General features: G+C 61.1%; 17 protein-coding genes and 2 tRNA genes. 16 read left to right on the forward strand and 3 right to left on the reverse strand.

Translation table 11 applies throughout. The features are described 5' to 3' along the window. Positions 1-127 precede the first annotated feature (127 nt). From ftsH to ACVWZT_RS12400, 15 genes are all read left to right on the forward strand, one after another. The gene (ftsH, locus tag ACVWZT_RS12330) at positions 128-2,032 is read left to right on the forward strand and encodes an ATP-dependent zinc metalloprotease FtsH (RefSeq protein ID WP_015271861.1); all 1,905 of its coding nucleotides are present in this window, start codon (positions 128-130) and stop codon (positions 2,030-2,032) included. Positions 2,033-2,040: 8 nt separating this feature from the next. Next, entirely contained in the window at positions 2,041-2,892 is an 852-nt protein-coding gene (folP, locus tag ACVWZT_RS12335) for a dihydropteroate synthase (RefSeq protein WP_296231362.1), read from the forward strand. Between the two features lie 16 nt (positions 2,893-2,908). Further along, positions 2,909-4,249, forward strand: coding sequence for a phosphoglucosamine mutase (gene glmM / locus ACVWZT_RS12340; protein ID WP_225779316.1), 1,341 nt, complete (start codon positions 2,909-2,911; stop codon positions 4,247-4,249). 65 nt (positions 4,250-4,314) lie between these two features. Further along, a complete protein-coding gene (gene tpiA / locus ACVWZT_RS12345) occupies positions 4,315-5,070 on the forward strand; it encodes a triose-phosphate isomerase (RefSeq protein ID WP_457469533.1) in 756 nt (251 codons plus the stop codon). 4 nt (positions 5,071-5,074) lie between these two features. Continuing rightward, positions 5,075-5,473 (forward strand): preprotein translocase subunit SecG, encoded by a 399-nt coding sequence (gene secG, locus ACVWZT_RS12350; protein ID WP_296231366.1) that lies wholly within the window; start codon positions 5,075-5,077, stop codon positions 5,471-5,473. Positions 5,474-5,494: 21 nt separating this feature from the next. Continuing rightward, a tRNA-Leu gene (locus ACVWZT_RS12355) sits at positions 5,495-5,580 on the forward strand. 100 nt (positions 5,581-5,680) lie between these two features. Beyond that, a tRNA-Met gene (locus ACVWZT_RS12360) sits at positions 5,681-5,757 on the forward strand. Positions 5,758-5,887: 130 nt separating this feature from the next. After that, the gene (gene rimP / locus ACVWZT_RS12365; protein ID WP_003249960.1) at positions 5,888-6,346 is read left to right on the forward strand and encodes a ribosome maturation factor RimP; all 459 of its coding nucleotides are present in this window, start codon (positions 5,888-5,890) and stop codon (positions 6,344-6,346) included. Positions 6,347-6,405: 59 nt separating this feature from the next. Further along, a complete protein-coding gene (nusA, locus tag ACVWZT_RS12370) occupies positions 6,406-7,887 on the forward strand; it encodes a transcription termination factor NusA (protein WP_009685349.1) in 1,482 nt (493 codons plus the stop codon). A gap of 27 nt (positions 7,888-7,914) precedes the next feature. Then, positions 7,915-10,449, forward strand: coding sequence for a translation initiation factor IF-2 (gene infB / locus ACVWZT_RS12375; RefSeq protein ID WP_457469536.1), 2,535 nt, complete (start codon positions 7,915-7,917; stop codon positions 10,447-10,449). Between the two features lie 117 nt (positions 10,450-10,566). After that, positions 10,567-10,965: a 30S ribosome-binding factor RbfA gene (gene rbfA, locus ACVWZT_RS12380; RefSeq protein WP_225779313.1), complete on the forward strand. Its 399-nt coding sequence runs from the start codon at positions 10,567-10,569 to the stop codon at positions 10,963-10,965. Positions 10,966-10,968: 3 nt separating this feature from the next. Beyond that, positions 10,969-11,886 (forward strand): tRNA pseudouridine(55) synthase TruB, encoded by a 918-nt coding sequence (gene truB, locus ACVWZT_RS12385; RefSeq protein ID WP_170032740.1) that lies wholly within the window; start codon positions 10,969-10,971, stop codon positions 11,884-11,886. 147 nt (positions 11,887-12,033) lie between these two features. Next, complete coding sequence (gene rpsO, locus ACVWZT_RS12390) at positions 12,034-12,303, forward strand: 30S ribosomal protein S15 (RefSeq protein WP_003249971.1); 270 nt, start codon at positions 12,034-12,036, stop codon at positions 12,301-12,303. Between the two features lie 250 nt (positions 12,304-12,553). Then, on the forward strand, positions 12,554-14,659 hold the full coding sequence (gene pnp, locus ACVWZT_RS12395; RefSeq protein ID WP_296231370.1) for a polyribonucleotide nucleotidyltransferase: 2,106 nt from the start codon (positions 12,554-12,556) through the stop codon (positions 14,657-14,659). A gap of 261 nt (positions 14,660-14,920) precedes the next feature. Then, complete coding sequence (locus ACVWZT_RS12400) at positions 14,921-15,271, forward strand: BON domain-containing protein (protein ID WP_289131214.1); 351 nt, start codon at positions 14,921-14,923, stop codon at positions 15,269-15,271. A gap of 79 nt (positions 15,272-15,350) precedes the next feature. Here ACVWZT_RS12400 and ACVWZT_RS12405 read toward each other — a convergent pair whose 3' ends face one another. Further along, positions 15,351-15,653 carry a putative quinol monooxygenase gene (locus ACVWZT_RS12405; RefSeq protein WP_457469539.1) on the reverse strand — a complete coding sequence of 101 codons (303 nt, stop codon included), beginning with the start codon at positions 15,651-15,653 and terminating at the stop codon, positions 15,351-15,353. 60 nt (positions 15,654-15,713) lie between these two features. Here ACVWZT_RS12405 and ACVWZT_RS12410 point away from each other — a divergent pair, with 60 nt between their 5' ends. Continuing rightward, entirely contained in the window at positions 15,714-16,127 is a 414-nt protein-coding gene (locus tag ACVWZT_RS12410) for a VOC family protein (protein WP_296231372.1), read from the forward strand. A gap of 92 nt (positions 16,128-16,219) precedes the next feature. On the opposite strand, the gene ACVWZT_RS12415 is transcribed toward ACVWZT_RS12410, so the two are convergent. Together ACVWZT_RS12415 and ACVWZT_RS12420 are read right to left on the reverse strand one after the other, a co-directional pair. Further along, positions 16,220-19,156, reverse strand: a complete 2,937-nt coding sequence (locus ACVWZT_RS12415) for a DUF748 domain-containing protein (RefSeq protein ID WP_457469541.1) — start codon at positions 19,154-19,156, stop codon at positions 16,220-16,222. A gap of 78 nt (positions 19,157-19,234) precedes the next feature. Next, positions 19,235-20,104 (reverse strand): oxygenase MpaB family protein, encoded by an 870-nt coding sequence (locus ACVWZT_RS12420; protein ID WP_457469543.1) that lies wholly within the window; start codon positions 20,102-20,104, stop codon positions 19,235-19,237. Positions 20,105-20,107: the final 3 nt, after the last annotated feature.

Genomic DNA, 20,107 nt, shown 5'->3' on the forward strand with positions numbered 1-20,107 from the left:
AGCTTTCACAAAGGGTTACAGACGGTGCCTGCGTCTGCGTAGGTAATGTAGTAAGTTAGGGCGATGAATATCATGCGAGGAACGGCTGCGTCGTGCGCCGACCTCAGAGGGTAGCGAATTGAACGACATGGCAAAGAATCTGATCCTGTGGTTGATCATCGCAGCTGTCCTGGTGACAGTGATGAACAACTTCTCCAGCCCTAACGAACCGCAGACCCTCAACTATTCCGACTTCATCCAGCAGGTCAAGGATGGCAAGGTCGAGCGCGTGACCGTCGACGGCTACATCATTACCGGCAAGCGCGCTGACGGTGACAACTTCAAGACCGTGCGCCCGGCCATTACCGACAATGGCCTGATCGGCGACCTGGTCGACAACCACGTCATCATCGAAGGCAAGCAGCCCGAGCAGCAGAGCATCTGGACCCAGTTGCTGGTAGCCAGCTTCCCGATCCTGGTGATCATCGCCGTGTTCATGTTCTTCATGCGCCAGATGCAAGGCGGTGCGGGCGGCAAGGGCGGGCCGATGAGCTTCGGCAAGAGCAAGGCGCGCCTGCTGTCCGAAGACCAGGTCAAGACCACGCTGGCTGACGTTGCAGGGTGTGACGAAGCCAAGGAAGAGGTTGGTGAGCTGGTCGAGTTCCTGCGCGATCCGGGCAAGTTCCAGCGCCTGGGTGGCCGTATCCCTCGTGGCGTGCTGATGGTCGGCCCACCCGGTACCGGCAAGACGCTGCTGGCCAAGGCCATCGCTGGCGAGGCAAAGGTGCCATTCTTCACCATTTCCGGTTCTGACTTCGTGGAAATGTTCGTGGGTGTCGGTGCCAGCCGTGTGCGCGACATGTTCGAGCAGGCCAAGAAGCACGCCCCGTGCATCATCTTCATCGACGAGATCGACGCCGTTGGTCGCCACCGTGGCGCCGGCATGGGCGGCGGTCACGACGAACGTGAGCAAACCCTCAACCAGTTGCTGGTGGAGATGGACGGCTTCGAAATGAACGATGGCATCATCGTCATCGCCGCCACCAACCGTCCGGACGTGCTCGACCCGGCGCTGCTGCGCCCGGGGCGCTTCGACCGCCAGGTGGTGGTCGGCCTGCCGGACATCCGTGGACGCGAGCAGATCCTCAAGGTGCACATGCGCAAGGTGCCGGTCGGCGAGAACGTCAACCCGGCAGTCATTGCCCGTGGGACCCCTGGTTTCTCCGGCGCCGACCTGGCCAACCTGGTCAACGAGGCCTCGCTGTTTGCCGCGCGTGCCAACAAGCGCCTGGTCGAAATGAAAGAGTTCGAGCTGGCCAAGGACAAGATCATGATGGGCGCCGAGCGCAAGACCATGGTCATGTCCGAGAAAGAAAAGCAGAACACCGCCTATCACGAGGCTGGCCACGCCATCGTCGGACGCCTGGTGCCTGAACACGATCCGGTCTACAAGGTTTCGATCATTCCGCGTGGCCGTGCTTTGGGCGTGACCATGTTCCTGCCGGAAGAGGACCGCTACAGCCTGTCCAAGCGCGCGCTGATCAGCCAGATCTGCTCGTTGTACGGCGGCCGTATCGCCGAGGAAATGACCCTGGGCTTCGACGGCGTCACCACCGGCGCCTCCAACGACATCATGCGTGCCAGCCAGATCGCCCGCAACATGGTGACCAAGTGGGGTCTGTCGGAAAAACTCGGCCCGCTGATGTACGCCGAGGAAGAAGGCGAGGTGTTCCTGGGCCGCAGTGCCGCCAGCCAACACGCCAGCGTTTCCGGTGAAACCGCCAAGCTGATCGACTCGGAAGTGCGCAGTATCATCGACCAGTGCTATGCCACGGCCAAGCAGCTGCTCACCGACAACCGTGACAAGCTCGATGCCATGGCCGAAGCCTTGATGAAATACGAGACCATCGACGCCGAGCAGATTGACGATATCATGGCCGGCCGTACCCCTCGCGAACCGCGCGATTGGGATGATGACTCGGCTTCGGGCAAGCCTGCCGCCCAGGGTGATCGCCCAGAATCGCCGATCGGCGGTCCAGCGGCCCAACACTAAGGGCACCTATGAGCTCAGTGCAGTACCCCACCCGGTTGCCTTGCGGTAACCGGGTTCTTGATTTGTCGCGTACCCATGTCATGGGTATCCTCAACGTCACCCCCGATTCCTTCTCTGACGGCGGGCGTTTCAATCAGCGCGACGAAGCGTTGCGTCATGCCGAAGCAATGGTGGCAGCCGGCGCCACGCTGGTCGACATCGGCGGTGAGTCCACGCGGCCAGGTGCGCGCGCAGTGTCGGTAACCGAGGAGCTGGAGCGGGTGGCCCCCATGGTCGAGGCCATCAACAGCCGTCTTGACGTGGTCATCTCGGTCGATACCTCCACCCCAGCGGTCATGCGTGAAGCCGCGCGTCTCGGTGCCGGGCTGATCAATGACGTACGGGCCCTGGAGCGTGACGGCGCGCTGGATGCTGCGGCGGACACCGGGCTGCCGGTGTGTCTCATGCACATGCGCGGCGAGCCGGGGAACATGCAGGACGACCCGCAGTACGAAGATGTGACCGCCGACGTCACGCGGTACCTTGAGCAGCGGATGGTCGCCTGCGCTGCGGCGGGCATCGACGCAAACAGAATCATCCTTGACCCGGGCTTTGGTTTTGCCAAGACGCTGGCGCACAACCTCAGCTTGTTCAAGCATATGGAAGCGCTCTATCGCCTGGGGCGCCCGCTTCTTGTGGGTGTGTCACGCAAGAGCATGATCGGCCAGACGCTGGAACGTCCGGTCGGCGAGCGGTTGTACGGCAGCCTGGCGCTGGCGGCGTTGGCCATGACCAAGGGGGCGAGCATCCTGCGTGTCCATGACGTGGCCGAAACCGTTGATGTGGTGCGCATGATCGCTGCGGTGCAAAACGCCGAATAAGAACATTGGAGTCCCTATGAGCAGAAAATATTTTGGTACCGATGGCATTCGTGGCCGTGTCGGCGAATACCCGATCACCCCTGACTTCATGCTGAAGCTTGGCTGGGCCGCCGGCATGGCGTTCCGCAAGCAGGGCCATTGCCGGGTGCTGGTGGGCAAGGACACGCGTATCTCCGGCTACATGTTCGAATCCGCACTCGAAGCCGGCCTGTCTGCGGCGGGTGCCGACGTGATGCTGCTCGGGCCGATGCCGACGCCGGCCATTGCCTACCTGACACGTACCTTCCACGCCGAAGCCGGTATCGTCATCAGTGCCTCGCACAACCCGCACGATGACAACGGCATCAAGTTCTTCTCGGGCCAGGGGACCAAGTTGCCTGATGAAGTCGAGTTGATGATCGAAGAGCTGCTTGACCAGCCGATGACCGTGGTCGAGTCGAGCAAGCTGGGCAAGGTGTCGCGCATCAATGATGCGGCAGGCCGCTACATCGAGTTCTGCAAGAGCAGCGTGCCCAGCAGCACCAGCTTCGATGGACTCAAGCTGGTGGTCGATTGCGCCCATGGCGCCACCTACAAGGTTGCGCCAAGCGTGTTCCGCGAGTTGGGTGCCGAGGTGACCGTGCTGCATGCGCAGCCGGACGGGCTGAACATCAATGAAAACTGCGGTTCGACCCATATCGAGTCGCTGCAGGCCGCTGTGCTGGTAGGGCATGCCGACCTGGGTATCGCTTTCGACGGTGACGGCGACCGGGTACTGATGGTCGATCACACCGGTGCCATCGTCGACGGTGACGAATTGCTGTTCATCATTGCCCGCGACTTGCAGGACCGTGGCAAGTTGCAAGGCGGCGTGGTGGGTACGCTGATGAGCAACCTGGGCCTGGAGCTTGCGCTGAAGGACCTGGAAATTCCGTTCGTGCGGGCCAAGGTCGGCGACCGTTACGTCATGGCCGAACTGCTGGAGCGTGAGTGGCTGGTCGGGGGTGAAAACTCTGGTCACGTCGTTTGCTGCAACCACACCACTACGGGTGATGCAATCATTGCCGCACTGCAGGTGCTGATGGCGCTCAAGCGCCGTGGCGAAACGTTGGCCCAGGCCCGTCAGGCCCTGCGCAAGTGCCCACAGGTACTGATCAACGTGCGTTATGGCGCCAGCAAGGTCGACCCGCTGCAGCACCCGTCGGTCAAGGAAGCCAGTGCCAAGGTGACCGAGGCGTTGGCTGGCCGTGGTCGCGTGCTGCTGCGCAAGTCCGGTACCGAGCCTCTGGTGCGGGTCATGGTCGAGGGTGAGGACGAAAGTCAGGTGCGTGCCCATGCCGAAGCACTGGCCAAGCTGGTTGGCGAAGTTTGTGTCTGAAGGCGCTTGCCAGCGCAGGTAGGGTTGGGTACTATCTGCGCCCACTTTGACCGACGAGGTAAAGCATGCGTCGCCCCATGGTAGCTGGTAACTGGAAGATGCACGGTACCCGCGCTAGCGTCGCTGAGCTGACCGAAGGCTTGAGAAATCTGGCCTTGCCGAGCGGAGTGGAAGTCGCGGTGTTCCCACCTGTCTTGTTCATCAATCAAGTGATCGATGGGCTGGCAGATAAGGGAATCATCGTCGGCGCACAGAATTCTGCAGTACAACCCGAACAGGGTGCGCTGACCGGAGAAGTTGCTCCGGAACAGCTGGTTGAAGCAGGTTGCAAGTTGGTTCTGATTGGCCATTCGGAGCGTCGCCAGATTATTGGTGAAACTGACCAAGTGCTCAATCGCAAGTTTGCAGCCGCTCAGGCCAAAGGTTTGAAGCCAGTGCTTTGCATCGGGGAAACCCTTGAAGAGCGCGAGGCCGGCAAAACGCTCGAAGTTGTCGGGCGTCAACTAAGCAGTATCATCGAGGCCTTCGGTGTTAAAGCTTTTGCCAATGCAGTAATTGCCTATGAGCCTGTATGGGCCATCGGTACAGGCCTTACGGCCACGCCACAGCAGGCCCAGGATGTGCACGCCGCCATCCGCGGTCAGCTGGCGGCAGAAGATGCTGAAGTAGCTGCGAAGGTGCAGCTGCTCTACGGCGGCAGCGTGAAGGCGGCCAATGCGGCCGAACTGTTCGGCATGCCGGATATCGATGGGGGGCTCATTGGTGGAGCTTCCCTGAACGCAGACGAATTCGGTGCAATTTGTCGCGCCGCAGGAAACTGAACAAATGCTGGAAACAGTCATCGTTGTTTTTCATCTGTTGGCAGCGCTGTCGCTTGTAGTGCTGGTTCTGTTACAACAGGGTAAGGGTGCGGAAGCAGGTGCATCTTTCGGCGCGGGTGCTTCAAATACCGTGTTCGGGAGCCAGGGTTCTGCAACCTTCCTGAGTAAATTAACTGCTGTACTCGCTGCCACTTTCTTTTTGACAGCACTTGGGTTAGGATACTTCGCGAAGCAACAAGCTCACCAGCTTAGCCAAGCAGGTCTTCCAGATCCAGCAGTGCTAGAAGTGAAAGAGCCGCAGAAACCGGCAGTTAATGATGATGTACCGGTGCTCCAGCAGCAGAAGAGCGACACCACCACTAACACTGGTGATGTACCTCCTCCGGCACAAGAGCAGAAGTAACGGGTTTCAAGTAGTAGTATTGCCGAGGTGGTGGAATTGGTAGACACGCAACCTTGAGGTGGTTGTGCCCATAGGGTGTAGGGGTTCGAGTCCCCTTCTCGGTACCAATTAAAGCTTGAGAGCCCGCTTTAGCGGGCTTTCTTGCAGGTGAAGGTTTGGATTTGACCCTTGAGAGGGTTCGGTCTTATACTTTTGCCCCAGCTTTGTCGCGGGGTGGAGCAGCTTGGTAGCTCGTCGGGCTCATAACCCGAAGGTCGTTGGTTCAAATCCAGCCCCCGCAACCAGCTTCAGCGGAGCCCCTTTTCAGGGGCTTTTTGCTAACCGAACAGTTTTCGGCGTCGTTGTCCAACGGCGCTTTCAGGGATGGGCGCTTTGCCCATTTTTTATTTGCACAGCATGCACGAGGGGGTTCAGGTGTCGAGCAAGCTAGAACAGTTGCAGGCCTTGTTGGCCCCGGTTGTCGAGGGTCTGGGCTATCAATGCTGGGGGATCGAATACGTTTCCCAGGGTAAGCATTCGGTACTGCGCATCTACATCGACAAGGAAGGCGGCATCCTGGTGGACGACTGCGAAGCGGTCAGCCGTCAGGCCAGCGCAATCCTCGACGTAGAAGATCCGATCAGCAGTGAGTACACCCTCGAGGTGTCTTCTCCAGGCATGGATCGCCCACTGTTCACTCTGGAACAGTTTGCCTCGCATGCCGGCGAACAAGTGAAGATCAAGCTGCGCTCACCCTTCGAGGGTCGTCGTAACTTCCAGGGCCTTCTCCGCGGTGTGGAGGAGCAGGACGTGGTGGTCCAGGTGGACAATCAAGAATTCCTGTTGCCGATCGACTCGATCGACAAGGCCAATATTATTCCCAGTTTTGACTGAGACGTGCCGGGCCCGGCGGACTATCCGGGCCCAATGGCTTGCGCAAGGCGAGGCGTACGATGAGCAAAGAAGTACTGCTGGTTGTTGAATCGGTATCCAACGAAAAAGGTGTACCGCCCGGCGTCATTTTCGAAGCGCTGGAAGTGGCCCTGGCCACTGCAACCAAAAAACGTTTTGAAGACGAAGTCGATCTGCGTGTGGAAATCAACCGCCACACCGGTAGCTACGAGACCTTCCGTCGCTGGACCGTGGTCGACGAAGCCGATCTTGATGATCCGGCGATCGAGACCTGGCTGGACAAGATCAAGGACACCCACCCTGAAGCCAAGGTCGGTGACGTGATCGAAGAGAAGATCGAGTCGATCGAGTTCGGCCGTATCGCCGCCCAGACCGCCAAGCAGGTCATCGTGCAGAAGGTCCGTGAGGCCGAGCGTGCCCAGGTGGTCGATGCCTACCGCGAGCGCGTTGGCGAGATCATTTCCGGCACCGTCAAGAAGGTTACCCGCGACAACGTCATCGTTGACCTGGGCAACAACGCCGAGGCCCTGCTGGCCCGCGAAGACATCATCCCGCGCGAAACCTTCCGTGTTGGCGTGCGCCTGCGTGCGCTGCTGAAGGAAATTCGCACTGAAAACCGTGGCCCACAGCTGATCCTGTCGCGCACCGCGCCACAGATGCTGATCGAGCTTTTCCGCATTGAAGTGCCGGAAATTGCCGAGGGCCTCATCGAAGTCATGGCTGCCTCCCGTGATCCGGGTTCGCGAGCCAAGATCGCCGTCCGCTCCAAGGACAAGCGCATCGACCCGCAAGGTGCCTGTATCGGCATGCGTGGTTCGCGCGTCCAGGCCGTATCCGGGGAGCTGGGTGGCGAGCGTGTGGATATCGTCCTGTGGGACGATAACCCGGCGCAGTTCGTCATCAACGCCATGTCGCCGGCTGAAGTCGCGGCGATCATCGTTGATGAAGATGCCCATGCCATGGACATCGCCGTCGCCGAGGACAACCTGGCCCAGGCCATTGGCCGTGGCGGTCAGAACGTTCGCCTGGCCAGCCAGCTGACCGGCTGGACCCTGAACGTGATGACCGAGAAGGACATCCAGGCCAAGCAGCAGGCCGAAACCGGTGACATCCTGCGCAATTTCATCGATGAACTGGAAGTCGACGAGGAGCTGGCCCAAGTGCTGGTCGACGAAGGCTTCACCAGCCTCGAAGAAATTGCCTACGTACCGTTGGAAGAAATGCTCAACATCGATGGCTTTGACGAAGATATCGTCAATGAGCTCCGCGCTCGAGCCAAGGACCGTTTGTTGACCAAGGCCATCGCTACCGAAGAAAAACTGGCAGACGCCCATCCGGCCGAAGACCTGCTCTCCCTCGAGGGCATGGACAAGGACCTGGCGGCGGAACTGGCGGTGCGCGGCGTGGTTAACCGCGAAGACCTGGCCGAGCAGTCGATCGACGATCTGCTCGACATCGACGGCATCGACGAAGAGCGTGCCGGCAAGTTGATCATGGCCGCCCGAGCCCACTGGTTCGAGTAATTAGGCGCGGCCTGAGGAGAGAAGTGCATGACGCAAGTCACGGTGAAAGAACTGGCCCAAGAGGTCGAGGCACCGGTAGAGCGCCTGCTGCAGCAGATGCGTGAGGCAGGTCTGCCGCACACCGACGCCGGTCAGGTAGTGACCGACAATGAGAAGCAGACCCTGCTCACTCATTTGAAGAGCAGCCACAAGAGCAAGGCGGAAGAACCGCGCAAGATTACCTTGCAGCGCAAAACCACCAGCACCCTGCGTGTCGCCGGTAGCAAGAGCATCAGCGTAGAAGTACGCAAGAAGAAAGTATTCGTGCAGCGCAGCCCGGAAGAGATCCAGGCTGAGCAGAAGCGTGAGCTGGAAGAGCGCCGCGCGGCCGAAAACGCCGCTCGCGAGAAGGTCGAGGCCGAAGTTCGCCAGCGCAACGAAGAGCAGGCTCGCCGTCAGGCCGCCGAAACCTCTGCCCCGGCGCCTGCCGCCAGGCCAGAGCCGGCACCTGCCGCTGCCCCGGCCCCGGTAGTTGCCGACGCCCCGGCCTCCGAAGACGCTGCAGCCCGTGCTGCCGAGCGCAAGAAGGACGAAGCCCGTCGCAACGAAGGCCGCACCCGTGACGAAGATCGTCGCGGTGGCGAGCGTCGTGGCGAAGCCCCGCGCGTGTCGATCAAGGTCAAGGTCAAGGAGAAGGAAAAAGCTCCGACGCCGCGTGCCGCGCCGCGCACCACCGATGAAGAAAGCGATGGCGTACGCCGTGGCCGCGGTGGCAAGAGCAAGCTGAAGAAACGCAACCAGCACGGCTTCCAGAACCCGACCGGTCCGGTCATTCGTGATGTGACCATCGGTGAGACCATCACCGTCTCGGAACTGGCCCAGCAGATGTCGGTCAAGGCTGCTGAAGTGGTCAAGTTCATGTTCAAGCTGGGCACCCCGGTCACCATCAACCAGGTGCTCGACCAGGAAACCGCGCAGCTGGTCGCTGAAGAACTGGGCCACAAGGTGACCCTGGTCAGTGATACCGCCCTGGAAGACTCCCTGGCCGAATCGCTGAAATTCGAAGGCGAAGTCGAATCGCGTGCGCCGGTCGTTACCGTCATGGGTCACGTCGACCACGGCAAGACCTCGCTGCTCGACTACATCCGTCGTGCCAAGGTTGCCGCAGGCGAAGCCGGTGGTATTACCCAGCACATCGGTGCCTACCACGTGGAAACCGACCGCGGCATGGTCACCTTCCTCGACACCCCGGGCCACGCAGCGTTCACCGCAATGCGCGCCCGTGGTGCCAAGGCCACCGACATCGTCATCCTGGTGGTGGCGGCGGACGACGGCGTGATGCCGCAGACTCGCGAAGCCGTTCAGCATGCCAAGGCAGCTGGCGTTCCGCTGGTGGTCGCGGTAAACAAGATCGACAAGCCGGGTGCCGACCTCGACCGCATCCGCAACGAGCTGGCCGTCGAAGGCGTGACCTCCGAGGACTGGGGTGGTGACACTCCGTTCGTCAAGGTTTCGGCGAAGATGGGTACCGGCGTCGACGAGCTGCTCGAGGCCGTCCTGCTGCAGGCCGAAATCCTCGAACTGACTGCCACCCCGACTGCTCCAGGTCGTGGCGTGGTCGTCGAATCGCGTCTGGACAAGGGCCGTGGCCCGGTGGCCACCATCCTGGTTCAGGACGGTACCTTGCGCCAGGGCGACATGGTCCTGTGCGGCTCCAACTATGGTCGTGTGCGCGCCATGCTCGACGAGAACGGCAAGCCTGTGAAGGAAGCCGGCCCGTCGATCCCGGTCGAGATTCTCGGCCTGGACGGTACCCCGGAAGCCGGTGACGAGCTGTCCGTGGTGGCCGACGAGAAGAAGGCCCGTGAAGTGGCCCTGTTCCGTCAAGGCAAGTACCGCGAGGTCAAGCTGGCCCGTGCTCACGCCGGCAAGCTGGAAAACATCTTCGAGACCATGGGTCAGGAAGAGAAGAAGACCCTCAACATCGTCCTCAAGACTGACGTGCGTGGTTCCCTGGAGGCACTGCAGGGCTCGCTGTCGGGCCTGGGCAACGACGAAGTTCAGGTGCGCGTGATCGGTGGCGGTGTCGGTGGTATCACCGAAAGCGACGCCAACCTGGCGCTGGCTTCGAATGCAGTACTGTTCGGCTTCAACGTGCGTGCCGATGCCGGCGCGCGCAAGATCGTCGAGCAGGAAGGTCTGGATATGCGTTACTACAACGTGATCTACGACATCATCGAAGACGTCAAGAAGGCCCTGACCGGCATGCTCGGCAGCGATGTTCGCGAGAACATCCTGGGTGTTGCCGAAGTGCGTGACGTGTTCCGTTCGCCGAAGTTCGGCGCCATCGCTGGCTGCATGGTCATCGAAGGTACCGTGTACCGCAACCGTCCGATCCGCGTTCTGCGCGAAGACGTTGTGATCTTCGAAGGCGAGCTGGAATCGCTGCGTCGCTTCAAGGACGACGCCTCCGAAGTCCGTTCGGGCATGGAGTGCGGTATTGGCGTGAAGAGCTACAACGACGTCAAGGTCGGCGACAAGATCGAAGTCTTCGAGAAAGTCCAGGTAGCTCGTACCCTGTAAGGGGGCAAGCGTGGTGCAGGCCCCGCCCCAGGGCGGCTGGCAGCACCTCTGAAGGTAGCGCCCGGTCAGGCTTCAGCCTGACCGGGCGTTTGCCGCTTTAAGTTACAGGTAGCAAGAATGGCAAAAGAATATAGCCGTACCCAACGCATCGGCGACCAGATGCAGCGCGAGCTGTCGGAGCTGATCCGCCGTGAAGTCAAAGACCCGCGCGTCGGCCTGGTGACCATCACGGCCGTCGACGTCAGCCGCGACCTTGGCCACGCCAAGGTGTTCATCACCGTGATGGGTGCAGATGGCACCGATGCCGTACCGCAGACCCTCAAGGCCCTGACCAGCGCCGCAAGCTTCCTGCGCCTGCACCTGGGCCGGGTAATGCAACTGCGCAGCGTGCCGCAACTGCATTTCCACTTCGACGAAAGCGTCAGCCGTGGTGCCCACCTGTCGGCACTGATCGAGCGCGCGGTCGCCGAAGACCGTCAGCACAAGGATGCCGACAAGCCGGACACCGAGGAGTAAGCGGTGGCCCAGGTCAAACGTATCCGCCGCAACGTCAGCGGCATCATCCTGCTCGACAAGCCGCTGGGCTTCACTTCCAACGCTGCGCTGCAAAAGGTGCGTTGGCTGCTCAACGCGGAAAAGGCCGGCCACACCGGCAGCCTCGACCCTTTGGCCACCGGCGTGCTGCCGCTGTGCTTTGGCGAAGCGACCAAGTTTTCGCAGTACCTGCTCGATTCGGACAAGGGCTACGAAACGGTCATGCAGATGGGGCAGACGACCAACACCGGCGATGCCGAAGGTGAGGTGCTGCAGACCCGCGAAGTGACCGTTGGTCGTGCCGACATCGAAGCACTGTTGCCCCGTTTTCGTGGCCAGATCAGCCAGATACCGCCGATGTACTCGGCGCTCAAGCGTGACGGCCAGCCACTGTACAAGCTGGCACGTGCAGGAGAGGTAGTGGAGCGCGAGGCGCGTTCTGTTACTATTGGCCGCTTGGAATTGCTCGAGTGCGAAGGCACCCGTGCACGGTTGAGCGTAGGATGCAGCAAAGGCACCTATATCCGCACCCTGGTGGAGGATATCGGCGAAGCACTTGGCTGCGGCGCCTATGTCGCCGAGCTGCGCAGGACCCAGGCCGGGCCCTTCGTGCTGGCACAGACGGTCACCCTCGAGGAACTCGAACAGGCCCACGCCGAAGGTGGTAACGAAGCGCTCGACCGCTTCCTGATGCCTTCGGACAGCGGCCTGCAGGACTGGCCACTGGTGTGCCTGTCCGAGCATAGTGCGTTCTACTGGCTGCATGGCCAGGCGGTACGCGCGCCGGACGCCCCCCAATTTGGCATGGTCCGGGTACAGGATCACAATGCGCGCTTCATCGGTATCGGTGAAGTGAGCGAAGACGGGCGCATAGCGCCGCGTCGGCTGATTCGGTCGGAATGACCGAAACCGTAGGGCCAGGCAATCGCCAAACCCCACGGCAACAAGGGTGGCTGTCAGTAGGCACGGTCACACCTTTTTTATTAATACAGGGATTTGTCCCTGGCCTATTGGACCCCGCGTGCGGGATCCGTTATCAGGAGAAGCCACATGGCCCTCAGCGTTGAAGAAAAAGCTCAGATCGTTGCCGAATACCAGCAAGCCGCCGGCGATACCGGTAGCCCGGAAGTGCAGGTTGCTCTGCTGACCGCCAACATCAACAAGCTGCAAGGCCACTTCAAGGCCAACGACAAAGACCACCACTCCCGTCGTGGTCTGATCCGTATGGTCAACCAGCGTCGTAAGCTGCTGGATTACCTGAAGGGCAAAGACACCACTCGTTACAGCGCCCTGATCGGTCGCCTGGGCCTGCGTCGCTAATAGCGGCTTGGCCAGTGGTGTGCATGGCGTGTCGCAGGCTTCGGCAGGGCTGTTTTGCAGTGTTGCCGTTGGACACGCTACGCGTATCTCCGAGGTTGGCAGCCTGGCAATGCTGAGCGGATCTTCCGCTTGGTGCCAGGCTCCCAGCCTCGTGTTGTATCTGGACGGTCAATGGGGCCGATTCCCCGTTCTGCCCAAGAATTCGCAAGAAACCAGTTCCCCCAGAGCCACTGAAAAAAGGTAGGAAACCGTGAACCCGGTAATCAAGAAATTCCAGTTCGGTCAATCGACCGTTACTCTCGAAACGGGCCGTATTGCCCGTCAGGCAACCGGCGCCGTGCTGGTTACCGTCGACAACGATGTCACCGTGCTGGTGACCGTGGTCGGTGCCAAGCAGGCCGATCCAGGCAAGGGCTTCTTCCCGCTGTCGGTCCACTACCAGGAAAAGACCTACGCCGCCGGCAAGATCCCGGGTGGCTTCTTCAAGCGTGAAGGCCGTCCTTCCGAGAAAGAGACGCTGACCTCGCGCCTGATCGACCGTCCGATCCGCCCGCTGTTCCCGGAAGGCTTCATGAACGAAGTGCAGGTCGTCTGCACCGTGGTCTCCACCAGCAAGAAGACCGACCCGGACATCGCCGCGATGATCGGTACCTCGGCTGCCCTGGCCATCTCCGGCATTCCGTTCGAAGGCCCGATCGGCGCCGCACGCGTTGCCTTCCACGAAAGCACCGGCTACCTGCTGAACCCGACCTACGAGCAACTGGCTGCCTCGAGCCTGGACATGGTCGTTGCCGGTACCGAATCGGCTGTACTGATGGTTGAATCGGAAGCCAAGGAGCTGACCGAAGACCAGATGCTGGGCGCCGTACTGTTCGCCCACGACGAATTCCAGGCCGTGATCCAGGCTGTCAAGGAACTGGCGGCCGAAGCCGGCAAGCCAACCTGGGACTGGCAGCCAGCCCCGGCCAACACCGAGCTGATGAACCTGGTGCGTGCCGAGTTCGGCGAAGCCGTTTCGCAGGCGTATACCATCACCCAGAAGGCCGACCGCTACAACCGCCTGGGCCAGCTGCGCGACGAGGCTGTTGCCCGTCTGAGCAACGAAGAGACCGGGCCGTCTGCCGCTGCCATCAAAGAGATTTTCGGCGAGCTGGAATACCGCACCGTCCGCGAGAACATCGTCAACGGCAAGCCGCGTATCGACGGCCGTGACACCCGCACTGTGCGCCCACTGAACATCGAAGTCGGCGTCTTGCCGAAAACCCACGGTTCGGCACTGTTCACTCGTGGCGAGACCCAGGCCCTGGTCGTCGCGACCCTGGGTACTGCCCGTGACGCCCAACTGCTGGACACCCTGGAAGGCGAGAAGAAAGACGCCTTCATGCTGCACTACAACTTCCCACCGTTCTCGGTGGGTGAGTGCGGCCGCATGGGCGGCGCTGGCCGTCGTGAAATCGGCCACGGCCGCCTGGCCCGTCGTGGCGTGCAAGCCATGCTGCCGAGCGACAGCGAGTTCCCGTACACCATCCGCGTGGTTTCGGAAATCACCGAATCCAACGGTTCCAGCTCCATGGCTTCGGTGTGTGGTGCTTCCCTGGCGCTGATGGACGCTGGCGTGCCGATGAAGGCGCCGGTTGCCGGTATCGCCATGGGCCTGGTCAAGGAAGGTGACAAGTTCGCCGTCCTGACCGACATCCTGGGTGACGAAGACCACCTGGGCGACATGGACTTCAAGGTAGCCGGTACCGCCAAAGGCGTCACCGCGCTGCAGATGGACATCAAGATCAACGGCATCACCGAAGAGATCATGGAAATCGCCCTGGGCCAGGCCCTGGAAGCGCGCCTGAACATCCTTGGCCAGATGAACCAGATCATCGCCCAGTCGCGCAGCGAGCTGTCGGCCAACGCCCCGACCATGATCGCGATGAAGATCGACACCGACAAGATCCGTGACGTCATCGGCAAGGGCGGCGCCACCATTCGCGCCATCTGCGAAGAAACCAAGGCTTCGATCGATATCGAAGACGACGGCTCGATCAAGATCTTCGGCGAAACCAAGGAAGCCGCAGATGCTGCCAAGCAGCGCATTCTGGGCATCACCGCCGAGGCCGAGATCGGCAAGATCTACGTCGGCAAGGTCGAGCGCATCGTCGATTTCGGCGCCTTCGTCAACATCCTGCCTGGCAAGGACGGCCTGGTGCACATCTCCATGCTGAGCGATGCTCGCGTCGAGAAAGTCACCGACATCCTGAAAGAAGGCCAGGAAGTTGAAGTACTGGTACTGGACGTGGACAACCGCGGCCGTATCAAGCTGTCGATCAAGGACGTTGCCGCAGCCAAGGCTTCGGGCGTCTGATGATTGCTTGCAGTAGAAAGAAGGCCCCGTGAGGGGCCTTTTTTTATGGTTGCACGGAACCTTTTGCGGACTTGCATCTTGCATGCAGGTTTATCGTGCGGATTGCAGAATGCACGACGGCGGTTGTAGCGATAGGTTCCTAACTTATTGATTTAAAAGGAAACAAGCGAAACGGCAAAGCTGGCACAGCGCATGCAACTACCTTCATACCTGACGCCAGGACGTACGGCGCAGACCTTTCGATAAACAGGAGTGACTCACATGAAGAAGTTCGCCATTGCTGCCGCTACTGCTACCGCCCTGACCCTGACCATGGCTAACGGCGCATTCGCTGCAGAGCCAACCCAGGCTCCAGTCATGTTGGCCGCCAATACCGTGGACAACGCCAAGCAGGAAGGTTCTGACACCTGGATCACCACCAAGGTGAAAGCGGACTTGCTGACTGAAAAAGGTATTCCAGGCAGCGACATCAAAGTCGAGACCAGCCATGGCGTTGTCTCGCTGTCGTCTGACGTGGCAGTGACTCAGTCCCAGAAAGAAGAAGCCATTCGCATTACCAAGAACATCAAAGGCGTCAAGAGCGTCATGGCTGACGGTCTGAAAGCCGAGTAAGGGATGTCCCGTCGGCCAAACGGATTTGGCCACCTATGCTCCAGGCCCCGGCGTCTTGCCGGGGCTTTTCATTGTGCGCCTAGTACACCGGATTACGCGCAACCACATCACTTTCGAAGCATTCCTGTTCGACTATCAGCGGCTCGACCAATGGCCGGCTATCGCGATAGTGCGCGGTTTGAGTATGCGCTTCATACGCCGCATCATCGCGGTAGAGCTCGTACAGGTATATCAGGTCCGGGTCGACGCGATCTTGCGACACATCGAACACCAGGCATCCAGGTTCGCTGGCGACGGAAGCGGCAGCGTTGACCTTTATCGCATTCAGAAAATCCTCGGCGCAGCCGGGCTTCACTCGGATCTTGATGAACAGGCTATACACAAGATTGTCCTTTTGTTTTAAATTCAGATATGAATTGTATACAAAAATGGAGCCTCGCCAATGTCCGAATTGCCTGCCCGCCCTGGTCGCCTGAACGGCCTGCGTCATATTGCCTTGCTGGTGCCCAACCTTGAGGAGTGCGAACGCTTCTACGTCGATGTGCTGGGGATGGAGGTGCTGAACCGCGCCAACGAAGACCTGGTGTATCTCACCTGTGGTAACGACAATCTATCGCTGGGGCGCGGGGCAGGGGCGGCCAATGGCTTGCAGACCCTCGACCATTATGGGTTCATCGTCGACAGCGTGGAGGAACTTGAGGCTTGGTATCAGTACTTCAAGGCGCATGGCGTGACCTTGCTCGACAAGCCGTTCAACCACGGCGACGGCGCGCGCAGCTTCCACCTGTTGGACCCGGCCGGGAACAAGGTTCAACCGCTGTATCACCCGGCAGTGTCGGGGCAGCAGCTGGTGTAAGCCTGTGCCGACCCTTCGGCAAACGCCGCTACAGGCCTGTGCGATTGCCTGTAGCGGCGTTAGCCGCGAAGGGCTAGCCCTGTTGGCACCGTTTATTCAGCATCCAGGTGCATCGGGGTAACCACCCGCCCGTCGCTCTCAGGCTGCCCCAGGTTGGTGTCGATGAAATACACCCGGTCATCTTCCAGCTGGCCCTTGTCCACCAGGTAATCCTTGATGCTGCTGGCCCGCTCCTGGCCCAGTGTACGCAGCAGCGCAGTACTCTCGGCCCAGGATTTGATCACCGCCTCGCGCAACTTGGCCGTGCGCTCTTCGCGGCCCAGCTGCTCCCAGTCCGCAGGTGGTTGCTGCTTCAGGCGGTTGCGGTAGATGCCTTCCAGCATCGCCGGTTTGTCAGCGTCGTCGACCACCAGCATGGATGCATTGGCCGGTACCTTGTCGCCCCGGCGCTGCAGGATCTTGTACCAGGTAGCCTGGTATTCGCGCTCCAGCCGCTGCTGGGCGATCAGCGGGCCGTCACTGGCCTGCGCGCTGGTGCCTTCGATTTCCAGGCGCAGTTCCGGACGTTCTTTCAGGGCCGAGGCCAGCTTGTCCAGCGAGGCCTGGGCGTCCGGGCCTAGCTCGCTGGAGCCCGGGGCGAAGGCCACGCTGCCCAGGTCTTGCGAGCCGCCGCCACTAACCAGCCCGCCAATGAACTTGAACGGCGCCTGTGCTGCGCGCAGTACCAGGTTGCGCAGGGTCTGCCAAACGATCGGCATTACGCTGAACTGCGGGTTGTTGAGGTCGCCAGACACCGGCAGCTCGATCGAGATCCTGCCCTCGGTATCCTTCAGCAACGCCACTGCCAGGCGGATCGGCAGGTCCACTGCGTCCGGGCTGTCGACCTTCTCGCCCAGTTGCAGTTGCTCCACCACCACCTTGTTCTCGGCCTTTAGCTGGCCATTGGTGATGAGGTAATGCAGGTCGAGGTTGAGCCGGCCCTTGCGAATGCGGAAACCGGCGAACTTGCCGGAATAAGGGGTCAGCGTGGTCAGCTCGACGCGCTTGAAGCTGGTGGCAATGTCCAGGCTGGCCAACGGATTGAACGGGTTGAGTGCGCCCTTGATGGTAACCGGCGCGTAGCGGTCGACCTTGCCCTTGACGTCGACCTTGGCCGGTACCGGCTTACGATTGTCGATGGTGCCGACCTGGCCGTTGAGCTGCTGGATGGCGGTGGCGAAGTTAGGCGTCAGGGACAAGTCGGCGAAGTTGGCCGAGCCGTCGTTGATGTCGATCTGGCCGATGTGGATGCCCAGCGGCTTGCCGCTGCTGGCCGGCGCCGGCTTGGCCTGGGCTGGTGCCGGGGCGCCGGCCGGCTGCGGGATCAGCAGGTCGTTGATGTTGGTGGTGCGGTCTTCGTTGATGATGAAGCGTGCATAGGGCTGCTGCAGGGTTACCTTGTCGATCGACAGCGTATCGCCATGCACGTAGGACAGGCCATCGACATTCACCTGCTGCCATTTGACGAAATCGCGGCTCTTGATGGTGTCGAGGGTATGCAGCTGGCTTACCTGTGCCTTGCCGGTAATGTTGAAGGCCAGTGGTGCGGTGTTCTTCAGGTCGACATTGAGGTCGCTGGAAAGCATGCCACTGCGCAGTTCCAGGAGGATGAACGGGCTGATATAGGCCTGGGCCACGCGCAGGTCGATGTCGCGAGTGCTGACATCCAGCCTGGCCCAGACCGGCGCCAGGTTGACCTGGCCGGTTGCCTGCAGCTTGCCTTGTCTACCCACGCCGGTATCGAGCTTGAGGGTAAAGGGTGACTGGTTGAGGCTGTCGAACCCCTGCAGGTCGGCGTTGAGCGGGCCTACGTCGAGGGCCACCGGCTCCTTCTGCGTACGGTCTGCCAGGTGCACCAGGTAGTTACGCAGTTGCACGTCCTTGAGCAGTACCTGCCAGGGTTTGCTCGGCTCTTTTGCCGCTTGCTCTTTGGCCGTGGGCTCGGCGGCAGCCGGTTCGGCCTTTTCTTTCGGCGTGGCCTTGGCCGGCTGGCTGGCGAACAGCTTCTGCCAGTCGAGCTGACCGTCCTTTTCCAGCGCAGCCCAGGTTTCCAGTTTTTCGCTGCGGATCTTGCCCACGGTGACCAGTTGCTTGACCAGGTCGACTGAGGTCTCGCTCACCTCCAGGCTGGCCAGGCGGGCCAGCGGGCGGCCATCCGGCGCCTTGATGGCGAACGGTGCGATGCGCAGCGAGGCGTTGTCCAGCAGCAGTTCGGTCTGCTTGGCGAGGTTGAGCCTGTAATGGGTGTCGAGGCTGACCACACCCTCTTCCAGCACCAGTGGCACGGCATCGCGTACATATGGCCAGAACGCCTTCATCTTGCCTTCGGTGACTTTCAGCGTGCCCTCGGAAGCGATCGGCGCCAGGCTCAGCGTGCCTTTCCAGTCGATGCGCCCGCCATTGGGGCCATTCGCCACCAAGGTCATGTCGGCATTGTCGTTGGGCAAGGTGCTGAGGTTCTTCAGCTCCAGGTTCATGTTGTCGTAGAGGAACTCGATCGGCTCGCTCGGGCGCAGGTCCTCGAAGTGCAAGTAGCCGTCGCTCAGCTTGATGCTGCCGATGCGCAGCGGGAACGGGTCGCTGGGCGGCTCGTCGGGCTTGGCCTGGCTGGCGGGTAGCTTGAACAGGCGAGTCAGGTTGAGCGTGCCTTCCTTGGCAAACAGCACTTCGTTGCGCGGCTTGAGCAATTCCACCGCGTCCAGATGCAGTGCACCGCTCCACAGGCTGTCGAGCGAGAGATTGGCATACAGCCGTTCAAAGCCGACCTGTTCCTTGCCAGGCTCGCCGATCTGCAGGCCCCAGAGCGTCAGTTCGAGGCTGAAGGGGTTGAGTTCGATCCGTTCAAGGTGGGCAGGCACGGTCACGTACTGAGCCAACTGCTGGTTGGCGATGCGCAACGCGACACCGGGAAGGACGAGAAAACCAAGAAGGCTGTAGAGGGCTACCAGGGCCAGCAGTGCGCCGGCGGCGCGAGTCAATCCTTTGTACATGTGTCGCTTCGTCTGTCTAAGCAGGAGAGCTTGGAGTATGGCACGTTAAATCAGTTCCGCAGCGGCGACCATTTGCCCTCATTCGATGCCCATGCGCCGTTTGGCCCGCTGCGCCGAGCCGTTGCGCATTGCCCAGCGCAGCACGGGTGCGGTGCGTTGCAGGCCCAGGCGGATCAGGCGCTGCTGCAGCGTGCCGCGCTGCACGCCGAGCATGGCCTGGGCCCAGCCTGGTAAGAGGTCGAGGCCAGCGTGCAGCATCAGCTTACCCACCGGCTGTGCCAGGCGGCTGGGGGCGGGAGCATCGAGCAGGATCTCGAGCACCTGACGGCTGCGGGCGTCGCAGCGCAACTGTGGGCGCATGTGTTGCAGGTAATTCTCGACCTGCTGGCGCGAACGCGGCACGTCGCGTGCACCCAGGCGCTCGGCGATCAGCGCGATCTCTGCGTAATAGGCGTCCTGTTCGGCGGCCGCAAGCTGCGGATTGCAATAACGCAGGTGGGCATTCAGGAAGCTGCTGACCTCTGCCACGTGTACCCAGGTGAGCAAGTCTGGGTCGCTGGCTGCATAAGAACGGCCGTCCGGTGCGGTACCGGTTACCTGCAGGTGGATGGTGCGGACCTTTTCGATCAGCCATTCGGCATCGCGGGTGGCGCCGAAGGTAGTGCCGGAGATGAACTGGCTGGTACGCCGTAGGCGCCCGAGCAGGTCTTCACGAAAATTGGAATGATCCCACACCCCGGCCAGGGCCAGCGGGTGCAGGAGCTGCAACATGAGGGCGCTGATGCCGCCGACCAGCATGCTCGGGAAGTCGCCATGCACTCGCCAACTGATGCTGTGTGGGCCGAACAGGCCGGGGTCCCCCTTGGGTGATTCCAGGTCGAGCTGACCGAGGGCCAGCCCGGTAAGGCTCATGACCTGGGTTTCGATGCGGCGGCGAAGGGCTTCCATGGC

This window comes from Pseudomonas sp. TE21394, assembly GCF_054057835.1.